The sequence below is a fragment of the Bacillus sp. iso_77 genome (genome assembly GCF_056173625.1).
This window is the reverse complement of record NZ_CM149683.1, coordinates 1882831-1896702: the sequence shown is the minus strand read 5'-3', so window position 1 is coordinate 1896702 and position 13872 is coordinate 1882831. Positions and strand designations below refer to the sequence as shown.

Here is a 13872-nt window from a genome sequence, read left to right as displayed (position 1 = left end):
ACCCTCCCCGAAATATTCGAGAGGAAGCAGTAGGATTATTTGCCATTTTACCGAATTCATTTTCATGATGCAAACATTTAATAGACTACTATAAAATCATTATGTAAACTAAAAAGGATTTTCAATGAATAGGCTTTTTAACTCTTTCTTTTAGAAGAGTAGGGTGTGCTACAATTAAGAAATTAGTGGAAGACAAGTGGTCATCCAGCAGAAGAAAAATGTGACCTTTTTTATGAAAGATTGAAAGGGAGAGAGATTCTAATGGCAGATATTGAACAGTTTTTAGCGTTAGACATTCGCGTTGGGACGATAGTAGAAGCAGAATTTTTTGCAGAAGCAAGAGTGCCTGCTTTCAAGCTGAAGATTGACTTTGGGGATGAGATTGGCATAAAACAATCTAGTGCACAGCTGACAAAACGTTATCAGGCTGAGAATCTCACTGGGAAACAAATTATTGCAGTGGTCAATTTCCCGCCAAGAAGAATTGCCGGGTTTAAATCAGAGGTGCTTGTCTTAGGAGGCATGCCGTCAAAAGAAGACGTTGTCCTGCTTGCTACTGATGAGCCGGTTGAAAATGGCACCAAAATAGGGTAAGAAAAAAGACATCTTCATCAGAAGATGTCTTTTGCGTATTGAGGCGGAATAACCACACGCCACATTCGTGTGTGTCTCAAAGAGACGTGTTACCCGACTTACACAATTCAGCTCATCGCTTGATTAATATAGCATGGGATTGGTATGAATGCAACCATTATTTGAGTTCTCTTTGTTTTTGGAAGATAAAAAGAAGGTTCATATCCTCATATCATAGAAAAAATGACAAGAAATCAATTATTTGGATTATTTTTTCAAAAAATATTGAAAAGTCAGATCATATTTTATAAAATGAATTCATCTTAGTTTGTTTAATCGATAAACTAAGATGTCGATCATCTATTGATCTATTGTTTAAAACGAATGATTTGCTGCTATGTGGGCTAAGCTGAAAGAAAGAGATGTTCAGCTTCATTTTTACAACGAATTGAAAGCGTTTTATTTTCGACCTATTGATTGCTGCTGCCCTGCACCATCTGTCCGTTAGAAGAGGCTAAGTGAAGAAGGGAGAAAACTCATGGTGAGTGAGAATTTAAAGAAGATTCGTATGTCTGAAAAAGTGGGGTATGCTTCAGGAGATTTCGCATGTAATTTAATTTATGCAACTGTCTCTACGTATCTATTATTTTTTTATACGGATGTCTATGGATTATCAGCAGCAGCAGCAGGGACAATGTTTTTGGTGGTTCGGGCCATCGATGCGCTTGCAGATCCGTTTATTGGGGCGATGGTTGACCGAACGAACAGCCGTTTTGGCCGGTTTAGACCTTATTTGTTATTTGGTGCGTTACCTTTTGCCGTTCTTGCCATTCTTTGTTTTACGACACCGGATTTTTCCGAAATGGGAAAACTCATTTATGCGTACATCACGTATGTTGGTTTATCGCTTACATACACGTTCATCAATGTTCCTTATGGTGCTTTAACTTCCGCAATGACAAGAAATAACCAAGAGGTCGTCAGTATTACGTCTGTTCGTATGCTTTTTGCAAATCTCGGTGGTTTAGTTGTTGCTTTTTTTGTTCCGTTTCTTGCGACGTTTTTGGGTGATACAACAGGAAATACAGCACTTGGCTGGCAGATCACGATGGCATTTCTCGGCGTACTTGGGGGCGGATTACTGATTTTCTGTTTTAAAAGTACGAATGAGCGCGTCACGCTTCAAAAGCCAGAGGAAAAGATCAAGTTCAGTGATCTCTTTGTCCAGTTACGAGTGAATCGTCCGCTTGTTGTGCTAAGCATTTTCTTTATCATTATCTTTGGTGTGAACTCGATCAGCAACTCAGTCGGGATTTATTATGTGACGTATAACCTCGGCAGAGAAGATTTAGTGAAGTGGTACGGCCTGATTGGCAGTCTGCCAGCTTTAATGGTGTTGCCGTTTATTCCTAAGCTGCACAAGTTGTTAGGAAAGAAAAAGCTGCTGAATTATTCATTATTGCTGAATATTGTTGGCCTTCTTGCATTACTTGTGATCCCGCCGAGTCAAATCACTTTAATACTTGTTTTCAGGCTCGTTGCGGCTGCAGGGAGTATTACAGCAGGTGCTTACATGTGGGCACTCATTCCTGAAACCGTTGAATATGGTGAATATAAAACAGGGAAAAGAATGGGTGGACTGATTACGCAGTGATTGGCTTCTTCTTTAAATTTGGGATGGCCTTAGGCGGCATCGTTCCAGGGCTTGTCCTTGACCGATTTGGTTATATTGCAAACCAAGTGCAAACACCAGAAGCTTTACTGGGCATTTTAATCACGACAACGGTGATTCCTGTATGCTTACTAATTTTAGCGATGGTTGATATTAATTTTTATAACCTAGATGAAGAAAAACATAAAAAAGTCGTACGAGAGCTTGAGAATAGAGACAAGGTGTATATCGATCATATGGACGACTTTAAAATGTAGTTCTCTGAAAGAGGAGGAAGTTCAATTGAAGATTACTAATCCAGTGCTCAAAGGGTTTAACCCTGACCCAAGTATTTGCCGTGCGGGAGAGGATTATTACATGGCGGTTTCTACATTTGAATGGTTCCCAGGGGTGCAAATTTATCATTCGAAGGATCTCGTCCATTGGCGGCTCGTCGCGCGTCCATTGCAAAAAATTTCTCAACTCGATATGAAAGGAAATCCTGATTCCGGCGGGGTATGGGCGCCGTGTTTAAGTTATGCGGATGGTCAGTTTTGGCTCATCTATTCAGATATTAAAGTAGTAGATGGTCCGTTTAAGGATGGTCATAATTATTTGGTCACAGCTGACGAAGTAGATGGCGAGTGGAGCGATCCGGTTCGGCTCAATAGTTCTGGGTTTGATCCTTCCTTGTTCCATGATCCAAGCGGAAAGAAATACGTGTTGAATATGCTGTGGGACCATCGAGAAAAACATCACTCCTTTGCAGGTATAGCCTTGCAGGAATATAGTGTATCTGAAAAAAAACTGGTCGGTGAGCGGAAGGTCATTTTTAAAGGCACGCCAATCAAACTGACAGAAGCCCCACATCTTTATTACATCAATGATGTCTATTATTTATTAACAGCTGAAGGGGGAACACGTTACGAACATGCAGCCACAATCGCCCGTTCCTCGCGTATTGATGGGCCGTACGAGGTTCATCCTGACAACCCAATTTTAACGGCTTTTCATGCGCCTAGCCATCCACTACAAAAATGCGGGCATGCTTCTATTGTACAAACGCATACAAATGAATGGTATATGGCTCATCTGACTGGCCGCCCAATTCATTCAAGGAAGGAATCCATTTTTCAGCAAAGAGGCTGGTGCCCTTTAGGAAGAGAGACAGCCATACAAAAGCTTGAATGGAAAGATGGCTGGCCGTATGTGGTAGGCGGAAAAGAGGGGCTCCTAGAGGTTGAAGCGCCTGCGATGAGCGTAAAAGAGTTCTCTCCAACCTATCACATAGTCGATGAATTTAAAGATTCATCGTTAAATAGACATTTTCAAACATTAAGAATCCCATTTACGGATCAGATTGGTTCAGTGACGGAAAATCCTCATCATTTAAGGCTGTATGGGCAGGAATCTTTAACGTCTAAATTTACCCAAGCGTTTGTTGCGAGGCGCTGGCAAAGCTTTTATTTTGAAGCAGAGACAGCGGTTTCCTTCTTTCCGAAAAACTTTCAGCAAGCGGCAGGTCTTGTGAATTATTATAATACGGAAAATTGGACTGCACTTCAGGTGACTTATGACGAGGCGCTTGGCCGTATCCTTGAGTTATCTGTGTGTGAAAATCTGGCCTTTTCTCAGCCGCTAATTAAAAAAATCATCATCCCAGACGAGATTCCGTATGTGTATTTAAAAGTGACTGTTCAGAAAGAGACGTACACGTATTCTTATTCTTTTGATCAACAAGAGTGGAAAAAAATAGATATACCGCTTGAATCGACCCATTTATCAGATGATTTTATTCGAGGAGGGGGGTTCTTTACAGGGGCTTTTGTCGGAATGCAGTGCCAAGACACAAGCGGCGAACGTCTGCCTGCCGATTTTAAGTATTTTCGATACGAAGAAACTGAATAAAAAAAGACAACACTCTAAAGGCTGTCTCTCTTTAACATGTATTCCATTATGGTGAAGGCGTGACATCACGCAAAAAAGCTTCAGTGACAAGAGATGTCATCCCTAAGGCTGGTGCGTTTTGTCCTAATGATGAAGGAAGCAGCTCCACCCGTGAGCTGAATTGTGCATCCATTCTAGAGGATACTTCATCTTGAATGACACTTAGAACGGCCTGCTCAGATTCAATGACCTTGTTTCGTAAAATAACGGCTTGTGGGTTGAAGGTATGCAGAACGTTTGTGAGACCTACCCCAATGTAAAAGCCAAAGTTACGCAAGGCATTGAGTGTCTTCATATCATTTAACTTCGCCAGCCGCTCAATATCTTGATAGGTGAATGGCTGACCATCTGTTTGGAGCGATTGGAACAGTGCCTTTTCAGATGCATACAGTTCCCAGCAACCACGATTTCCGCAGCTACATGTCGGTCCATTAAAGTCGATCGTCATATGTCCCATTTCACCAGAAAAACCGTTCGTGCCTCTATATAAATGATGATTGATAATGATGCCTATTCCAATTCCAGTGCCGATACTTGCATAGATCAGATGGTCATAATGTTTAGCAGCACCGAAGATTTTTTCACCGTACGCACCGGCATTTGCTTCATTCTCGATAAAAACCGGTACTTGGAATGTGTCTTGGAGACTTGTTTTTAGATCGACATTTTTCCATTTTGAATGAGGCGTAAACACAATTTGTTCATCTGCATCGACCAGACCTGGTATACAAATCCCTATACCAATCAGCCCGTATGGAGAAGAAGGAATGTGTGAACGTAACTGCTGAATCAATTCAATTAAAATACGGACGGTCACATCAGGTGTGCTGGATGGGAGCTTGAGCTGCTCATCATGAATAATCGACCCTTCAAGGTCTGTTAAAATGCCGTTGACATAATCAACACCGACATCAATGCCGATAGAGTAACCTGCACGTTTATTAAACATGAGAAGCACGGGTCTTCTTCCGCCGCTAGATTCGCCTTGACCGATTTCATAAACAAGATGTTCTTTCATTAATGTACTCACTTGAGAAGAAACGGTCGATTTATTTAACCCAGTGCGTTCAGATAATTTTGCTCTGGAAATTGGTGCATGGTGCAGAATTTCGTTTAGCAATAGCTTTTGATTTATTTTTTTCACAAAGTTCTGATCCGCAATATCCATTGTATCCACTCCATTTGTTTCGTCTTTAGATTAAGTGAAGAAAAGCCACTTTTTATCGTGTTCATTCTCTATAAAACATGCTTTTCATTTTATTATAACGAAAATATTTCTAAAAAACTAAAAAATATGGAAAATTCAAAGAGATTAGTTGGTAAACTCGTTTGTTCGTTTGTTGAATCAACTTACTAAGTGAATATATAGGGGGGAATCACTTATGGTCAAATCAAATATGACTTCGTTAAGTAGTTTACAGGGGATTGGCAACATTCAATATGAAGGAAAACATTCAAAGAACCCATTCGCATTTAAATATTATAATCCGAGCGAAATGATTGGCGGAAAGACAATGAAAGACCACCTGCGATTTTCCGTCGCTTATTGGCATACACTGACTGCTGATGGAACAGACATGTTTGGAACTGGCACGATGAAAAGAGCTTGGGATTCTTATAGTGGAATGGATTTGGCGAAAGCTAGATTGGAAGTGGCTTTTCAGCTCTTTGATCTATTGGATGTTCCGTATTTTTCATTCCATGACCGTGATATTGCACCAGAGGGCGACACGCTTCAAGAGACCAATCAGCAGTTAGACATCATCATAGAAAGAATGAAAGATTACATGCAGCAAAGCGGGGTTCGGCTTCTATGGAACACGGCTAATATGTTTAAACATCCAAGATTTGTTCACGGTGCAGCGACATCCTGTCATGCAGATGTATTTGCCTATGCAGCTGCACAAGTGAAAAAGGGCATCGAAACAGCAAAGGAACTCGGCGCAGAGAATTATGTTTTCTGGGGAGGACGAGAAGGTTACGACACACTACTGAATACAGATATGAAAAGAGAGCTTGACCATTTGGCGACCTTTTTGCATATGGCGGTCGATTATGCAAAAGAAATTGGATTTACAGGTCAATTTTTAATTGAGCCAAAGCCGAAGGAACCGACAACTCATCAATATGATACGGATGCAGCGACATCGATCGCCTTTTTAAAACAATATGGATTGGATACACACTTTAAATTAAATATCGAGGCCAATCATGCGACATTAGCGGGTCATACGTTTGAGCATGAGCTGCGTGTAGCAAGAATTCATGGACTGCTCGGTTCCGTTGATGCCAACCAAGGAAACTCCCTTCTAGGCTGGGACACAGATGAATTCCCAACGGATTTATATGCCACAACACTCGCCATGTATGAAATTTTGCAAAATGGCGGACTTGGAACAGGCGGTCTCAATTTTGATGCAAAAGTCAGAAGAGCCTCCTTTGAACTGGAAGATCTTCTGTATGCCCATATTGCAGGGATGGATGCATTCGCAAAAGGGCTGCGGGTGGCTCATAGACTCATAGAAGACCGTGTGTTTGAAGATGTGATCAAGCACCGGTACCGGAGTTTTTCTGAAGGAATTGGACGGGAGATTTCAGAAGGAACGGCAAATTTTCATACATTAGAAGAATATGCACTGAAACATCCGCTCATCAGAAACGAATCTGGCAGAGAGGAACAGCTGAAAGCCAGATTGAATCAATATTTGTTAGAAGATTAATGGAGCGGGCTGCTGTTTTGAAGGAGTGAACACATGAAGTATGTGATGGGAATTGATCTTGGAACGAGCGGAGTCAAAGCGATATTAGTAGATGAGAGCGGGAAGGTATGCTGCGAGACGACTAAATCTTACCGCCTCATTCAAAGCAAACCAGGTTATTGTGAGCAAAATCCTGAAGACTGGGTAGAGCAGACGATGGCCGCGATGACAGAACTTATGGAGAGAAAGCCTGTTCAGTCAATGCAGGTAGAAGGCATCAGTTTTTCTGGACAAATGCACGGCCTTGTTTTATTGGATGAATCCCTTCAGGTGCTCAGGCCTGCCATCTTGTGGAATGACACAAGAACAACACCGCAATGCGTGCGCATGACAGAAAAGCTAGGAGGCAGGCTGCAAGCGATCACAAAAAATCAGGCATTAGAAGGGTTTACACTGCCAAAGTTGTTATGGGTAAAGGAACATGAACCAGAAATTGATCAACGAATCCATTTGTTTTTACTTCCAAAAGATTATGTCAGATATCGATTAACCGGCGCTATTCATATGGACTATTCTGATGCGGCTGGTACGTTACTGTTGGATATTGGAGAACAAACATGGAGTGAGGAGATTTGTCAAACCTTTGATATTCCGATTCGTATTTGCCCGCCGCTCGTTTCATCGGAGGCGGAGGTTGGAACACTTTTGCCGCAGATCGCAAAGGAAACCGGGATGACAGAAGAGGCGAAGGTTTTTGCGGGTGGAGCGGATAATGCTTGCGGTGCCATTGGTGCCGGCATTTTATCATCAGGTCACACACTATGCAGCATTGGCACATCAGGTGTCATTCTTTCCTATGAAGAAAATCATAACAGAGAGCTGAATGGAAACTTGCATTTATTCCATCATGCAAAAAAAGACGCTTTTTATACAATGGGAGTCACTTTATCAGCAGGTTATAGCCTCGATTGGATTAAATCTTTACTTGCTCCAAATGATTCGTTTAAAGCCCTTTTAGCCGGAGCAAAGGATATAGCGCCTGGCGCAAATGGATTGCTGTTTACGCCATATTTAGTTGGGGAAAGAACGCCTCATGCAGATTCAGTCATTCGTGGAAGCTTCATTGGATTAGACAGCCGGCATGAAAAAGCGCATATGGTTAGAGCTGTGCTCGAAGGAATCACTTTTTCATTAAATGAATCGATCGCTTTATTCAGGCAGGCCGGAAAAAGAATCGATGCTATTGTGTCCATTGGTGGAGGTGCGAGAAGTCATACATGGCTTCAAATGCAGGCAGACATTTTTCAAGCTAAGGTGATTCAGCTTGAAAATGAGCAAGGGCCTGCGTTAGGTGCAGCGATGCTTGCAGCAGTTGGGTGCGGCTGGTACGAGTCACTTGAGGCGTGCGCGGATCAGTTTATCCAACAAGCAGCCGTATTTACACCAAATCAACAGCATGTCGATGTATATGATCATCTCTTTCGTTTGTATCAAAGCATTTATACAAACACAAGAGACATTCATGCGGGTCTAGCACAGTATCGATAATCTAGTAGTGAGTAGGGGCATGAAAGGAGGTGATGAATTCGTTTCATCTTAGAGATGACAGAATCAAAAGGATGAAAAAGGAGAGGAATGGAAGATGAATTTAAGAAAATTAAGACTGTTGTTTGTGATGTGTATTGGACTGACGCTTATACTGACGGCTGTACCAGCCCATGCGAGAACCATTACGAATAATGAAATGGGTAACCATAGCGGGTACGATTATGAATTATGGAAGGATTATGGAAACACCTCGATGACACTCAATAACGGCGGGGCATTTAGTGCAGGCTGGAACAATATCGGAAATGCTTTATTTCGAAAAGGAAAAAAGTTTGATTCCACTAGAACTCACCATCAACTTGGCAACATCTCCATCAATTACAACGCAAGTTTTAACCCAGTCGGGAATTCCTATTTATGTGTCTATGGCTGGACACAATCTCCATTAGCAGAATACTACATTGTTGATTCATGGGGCACATACCGTCCAACAGGCACACATAAAGGAACATTTTATGCAGACGGGGGCACATATGACATTTATGAAACAACCCGTGTCAATCAGCCTTCCATTATCGGGATCGCAACCTTCAAGCAATATTGGAGTGTACGTCAAACGAAACGTACAAGCGGAACGGTCTCCGTCAGTGCGCATTTTAAAAAATGGGAAAGCTTAGGGATGCCAATGGGGAAAATGTATGAAACGGCATTTACTGTAGAAGGCTACCAAAGCAGCGGAAGTGCAAATGTGATGACCAATCAGCTGTTTATTGGCAACTAAAAAAGTCAAAGAAAAGAGCCGGGAGCAAAACGCCTGGCTCTTTCTATCATAATTTTTCAACTTCGACTCTGCCGGAAAAGAACGTCGCACCACCGCCCATATCTGCCAAACGATCAGGTGTGAGGCCATTCACCAAATGTTTTTTGCCTTTTTGGTCTGCCCATAATCCCTGGCTGACAACAACGCCAGATAACACATTTTGTCCGACTGACACGATGAGCTCGCATTCTCCTCGATCATTCAGCACACGAACCATGTCCCCATCTTCAATCTGTCTTTCTTTTGCATCTTGTTCATTCATATGAAGCTTCGGAAATTTCTCAAGCTTTTGATGCTTCTCATGAAGAGAGAAGGTGGAATTAAGAAAATTATGGTTTGGTCCCGGTATAAACGTCAGTGGATAATCACTTTCCTTAAATAAAGGTACATAGGTTGGAAGGGCTGGATATCCATCTTTTTTCATTTGTTCAGAGTAAAGCTCAATTTTCCCGCTTGGGGTAGGGAGCTTTAAATCTTCGAAAGGCCCTCGTTTTGCTTTGATCCACTTTTTCTCTTTTAACGCTTGATATGAAATGTTTTCATAGTGCGGATTTTCAGGATGATGAAGAGCTTGTTCCATTAGTTCCGCATCTGTGTCTTTAAAGGCTTCATCTTCAAAGCCCATCGCATGAGCCAAAAGACGAAACACTTCTGTGTTTGATTTGCTTTCTCCATAACGTTCTATAACAGGTTCTTGAATTTGAATGTAATGATGCCAGTATGAAGTATAAAAATCCTCATTTTCAAAAGCAGAGGTCGCTGGCAGAACAATATCCGCATAAGTGGCCGTCTCTGTCATGAACAAGTCATGGACAACCGTAAATAAGTCTTCCCGCATCAAACCGTCTCTTACTTTATTTGCTTCAGGTGTCACAACAGCCGGGTTGCAAGAGTAGACAAAAAGAGAATCAATAGAAGGTTCTGCGTTCGTTAGCACGCTGCCCAGCTGATTCATATTAAATGTTCTAGGTTCGCGTTCCTTTAATAATTCCGGCCGCTGAAGAGCGATTTCATTATAACTAAGAAAAGAAGAGTTCGATTTCATCGCACCGCCGCCTTTGTGCAGCCATTGACCGGTGAGGGCAGGGAGGCAGGAGATGGTTCGAATACTCATACCGCCATTATCGTGATGCTGTAGCCCATTGCCAATACGAATGAGAGACGGCGATGTCTCTGCGTACATTCTCGCAAGTGTGATGATGTCTTCTTTCGGGACACCCGTGATTTGTTCAACCGTTTCTGGATCGTACTGCTTCACATGCTCGCGAAGTTCGTTGTGACCGACCGTGTAAGTCTCTAAAAATGACGTATCTGTGAGGTCTTCTTTAAAAAGGACATGCATGATCCCAAGAGCTAGCGCACTGTCAGTGCCAGGGCGAAGCGGAATGAACCAATCTGCCATCCGGCCCGTTTGGTTTTTGTGCACATCAATGACGACAATTTTAGCCCCTTGCTTTCGAGCTTTTTGTGCCAACGTGATTTGATGCATATTGGTTGAAACCGCATTGATGCCCCAAAAGATAAATAGTTTCGTATGAATGGTCTCTTCTGGGTCTGTCCCGATGCTTGCGCCCATTGTATATTTATAGCCAGTTGTTCCGGCTGATTGACAAATGGTTCGGTCTAGCTGACTTGAGCCAAGTCGATAGAAAAAGCGGCGGTCCATTCCTTCTGCATTGAGATTCCCCATATTCCCATAGAAGCTGTAAGGCAAAATGCTTTCTGGTCCTTTTTCTTCGATCAGCTTTGTCCATTTTTGACGAATGGTTTCAATCGCTTCTTCCCACGTAATTGGAGCAAACTGCCGGTCACCTTTTTGACCTACACGTTTTAATGGTGTTGTCAGACGTTTTTCATCATATAAACGAGCTGTGACATTCCGCACTTTATTGCAAATGTTTCCTTGAGTGACTGGATGATCTGGATCTCCTTGAACTTTAACGATCTTTCCGTTCTCTTTATGTATTAAAAGACCGCACTGATCAGGGCAATCTAACGAACAAACTGATTTGAATATTCCGTCTTTCATTGCTGTGTAATCGGTCATACGTTTAGCTTCCTTTCCGAATTCCGTGATCACTGTACATATGGATTTTATTTTAGCATGTTCAGACGAGGAAGGTAAGGATAAGCATATGAAAAAAAGCCCCTAGTGAAAGGGACTTTTAAAAACGGGTGACCTGCACAGGGAATTCTTTGACCCCAAACACAAACGTGCTTTGAATCGGTTTCAGCTGATCTGCCGCACAGGTGATTTCTCGAAACGTACGGAGTAAAACCTCAAGTGCTAGATGAGCCTCAAGCCGGGCGAGAGGGGCACCAAGACAAAAATGGATGCCGAAGCCAAAGCTCAAATGCGGATTTGATTTTCTGTCAAGACGAAACGTATCTGGATCGTCAAACTTCCGTTCATCACGATTCGCAGATGCCACCCAGCTGATAAGATAGTCTCCTTTTTCAATGTGAGAACCGGCAATCTGAACATCCTCTGCTGCAACTCGCCCAATCGCTTGAACAGGCGGATAATAGCGTAGCGTTTCTTCTGTCAATTGAGGAATGAGAGACAGGTCTTGCCGCACTGATTCGGCGATATGCGGCTGCTCTGTTAAAAGTCGTACGGCATTTGTGATTAAATTCGTTGTTGTTTCATTACCAGCAACGAGTAAGAGTATACAAAAGCCAAGCAGTTCATTTTCTGATAAACGCTCACCGTCAATTTCCGCTTGGATGAGAAGGGAGATTAAATCATCGGCTGGCGTTTCTTTTCGTTTTTGGATCAAATGAGCAAAGTACTCTGACAGCTCTTTTTCTGCTTGTTTTTGCATGTCGACAACGGCTTGAACAGCTTCTTTTGAATCATCTTTGGCTCCTGCAACTAGAGCATCTGAATGTTTTTTGATCAGCTCTCTGTCTTTCACTTCTGCACCGAGAAGCTCGGCGATGATCATGACAGGTAGGGGAGCGGCCAGATCTTGCACAATATCGAAGGTTCGTTGATCCTTTACTTGATGTAATAGATCATGGGTCAAGTCTTTGATCTTTTCTTCTATTTGTTTGATCGCTTTTGGCGTGAAGGCTTTATTGACGAGTGCTCTCATTTTGGTATGTTTTGGAGGGTCCATTGTTAAAATACTCGTTTTAGATGTGCTTCTTCCTCGCTGTGATGAAAACACTTTTGGCTGCTTCAGAACGGACTGAATATCAGCATATCGAAAAAGATCCCAGCACTTTCTCGTTTCATCGTATCGAATATCACCCTGCGATCGTAATTCATTGTAGATAGGGAATGGGAAAAGAAGGTCATCTGTAGATCGGATTTCTTTCATTGGGATGACATTGACGTAATTTTCTTTTACTTTCATTATGAACGCTCCTTTTTCTCTTGATTCCCTTTCACGGTATCACCACAAAAAACGCATTTCAACGGACATGTTTTCTAAAATATGTCAATAGTCTAATCGAAAGATTCAAACACATTCATCCTATAGGAAAATAGAAAGTCATCAAAATGATAGCGCTTTCTAAAAACTAGAATTGAAGTCACCGAAACCAAAAATAAAATGGTGAATTCAGTCGAACGAAAGGGTACTATGATTCAAATCTGTATAGTTCTTTTGATCTAAATTGATGGTTTTGAAAAACACGGCTAACATACATACCGCAAGCTGTTAAGCGTGTATTCGGGACTTTTGAAAAGCGCTGGCTCTTTCTTGACACGATTTCTCATCATGTTACGATAACTAACGTGCGAAAAACACGAACAAAAAGCGAACAAGGGAGAGGATCAATATCATTGATCAAAAGAAAGTTGCTTTCATTGGAGCAGGTTCTATGGCGGAAGGAATGATTGCAGGTATTGTGCGATCAGGTCAGATGCCGCTCAGCCAAATTTACGCAACAAACAAGCAAAATAAGCAGCGATTAAACGAACTAACGAAACGCTACGGAATCCAAACAGCCACAATGGATTCATTTCCTTTTGAAGAAATGGATATGTTGATCCTGGCGATGAAGCCAAAGGATGCTGAAACAGCACTTGAATCATTAAAACCTCATATTCAGAAAGATCAGCTCATCCTGTCTGTACTTGCAGGTGTGAAATCATCATATATTGAAGACATGCTGCATGAAGGGCAGCCTGTTATGCGAGTAATGCCAAATACGTCAAGTACAATTGGGGCGTCGGCGACCGCTTTATCTGCTGGACGTTATGTGAAAAATGAACATGTAAGCATGAGTCGGGCTCTTTTATCTGAAATGGGAGAAGTGTATACCATTCAGGAAGAGCAAATGGATATTTTCACAGGAATTGCCGGAAGTGGTCCAGCTTATTTTTATTTCTTAATGGAAAGAATCGAAGAGGCTGGAGAAGAAGCTGGCTTATCAAAAGAAATGTCCCGTCAAATCGGTACACAGACACTTCTCGGTGCAGCGAAGATGCTGCAAGAAACAGCTGAAAATCCTTCTGTCCTCAGAGAAAAAATTACGTCACCTAATGGAACAACTGCTGCAGGACTAGATGCATTAGATGATTTTGGCGGAGGAGAAGCCATCAAACAGGCCGTCAAACATGCTGCCAATCGATCAAAAGAAATAAGTGAACAGCAAAAACAAAAAGTAACGATATAAATAGA

Annotated in this window: 9 protein-coding genes and 1 pseudogene; 7 read left to right on the top strand and 3 right to left on the bottom strand. The window is 42.0% G+C overall.

All coding sequences use genetic code 11. The features are described 5' to 3' along the window. The first annotated feature begins 261 nt into the window (after window positions 1-261). The 3 genes and pseudogenes from csaA (at window position 262) to AC0VYC_RS09500 (ending at window position 4132) form a co-directional block, all read left to right on the top strand. Window positions 262-594 carry a chaperone CsaA gene (gene csaA / locus AC0VYC_RS09510; RefSeq protein ID WP_017367427.1) on the top strand — a complete coding sequence of 111 codons (333 nt, stop codon included), beginning with the start codon at window positions 262-264 and terminating at the stop codon, window positions 592-594. 517 nt (window positions 595-1111) lie between these two features. Beyond that, a pseudogene (locus AC0VYC_RS09505) lies at window positions 1112-2502 on the top strand (glycoside-pentoside-hexuronide (GPH):cation symporter). A 25-nt stretch (window positions 2503-2527) separates the two neighbouring features. Further along, entirely contained in the window at window positions 2528-4132 is a 1605-nt protein-coding gene (locus AC0VYC_RS09500) for a glycoside hydrolase family 43 protein (RefSeq protein WP_440148532.1), read from the top strand. Between the two features lie 46 nt (window positions 4133-4178). Here the strand turns inward: AC0VYC_RS09500 and xylR are convergent, their stop codons facing one another. After that, window positions 4179-5339: a transcriptional repressor XylR gene (gene xylR, locus AC0VYC_RS09495; protein ID WP_035703222.1), complete on the bottom strand. Its 1161-nt coding sequence runs from the start codon at window positions 5337-5339 to the stop codon at window positions 4179-4181. A 214-nt stretch (window positions 5340-5553) separates the two neighbouring features. On the opposite strand from xylR, the gene xylA reads away from it, so the two are divergent. The 3 genes from xylA (at window position 5554) to AC0VYC_RS09480 (ending at window position 9199) form a co-directional block, all read left to right on the top strand. Beyond that, window positions 5554-6891, top strand: a complete 1338-nt coding sequence (gene xylA, locus AC0VYC_RS09490; protein ID WP_024718319.1) for a xylose isomerase — start codon at window positions 5554-5556, stop codon at window positions 6889-6891. Between the two features lie 33 nt (window positions 6892-6924). Further along, window positions 6925-8418, top strand: coding sequence for a xylulokinase (gene xylB, locus AC0VYC_RS09485; RefSeq protein WP_427244158.1), 1494 nt, complete (start codon window positions 6925-6927; stop codon window positions 8416-8418). Window positions 8419-8512: 94 nt separating this feature from the next. Further along, window positions 8513-9199: a glycoside hydrolase family 11 protein gene (locus AC0VYC_RS09480; protein WP_008346560.1), complete on the top strand. Its 687-nt coding sequence runs from the start codon at window positions 8513-8515 to the stop codon at window positions 9197-9199. Window positions 9200-9245: 46 nt separating this feature from the next. Here AC0VYC_RS09480 and AC0VYC_RS09475 read toward each other — a convergent pair whose 3' ends face one another. Together AC0VYC_RS09475 and AC0VYC_RS09470 are read right to left on the bottom strand one after the other, a co-directional pair. Then, window positions 9246-11285 carry a molybdopterin oxidoreductase family protein gene (locus AC0VYC_RS09475; RefSeq protein WP_056704322.1) on the bottom strand — a complete coding sequence of 680 codons (2040 nt, stop codon included), beginning with the start codon at window positions 11283-11285 and terminating at the stop codon, window positions 9246-9248. Window positions 11286-11403: 118 nt separating this feature from the next. Beyond that, entirely contained in the window at window positions 11404-12600 is a 1197-nt protein-coding gene (locus tag AC0VYC_RS09470) for a cytochrome P450 (RefSeq protein WP_335350843.1), read from the bottom strand. 469 nt (window positions 12601-13069) lie between these two features. Between AC0VYC_RS09470 and proC the strand changes: the two genes are divergently transcribed. Beyond that, complete coding sequence (gene proC, locus AC0VYC_RS09465) at window positions 13070-13867, top strand: pyrroline-5-carboxylate reductase (protein WP_008346567.1); 798 nt, start codon at window positions 13070-13072, stop codon at window positions 13865-13867. The last annotated feature ends 5 nt before the right edge of the window (window positions 13868-13872 follow it).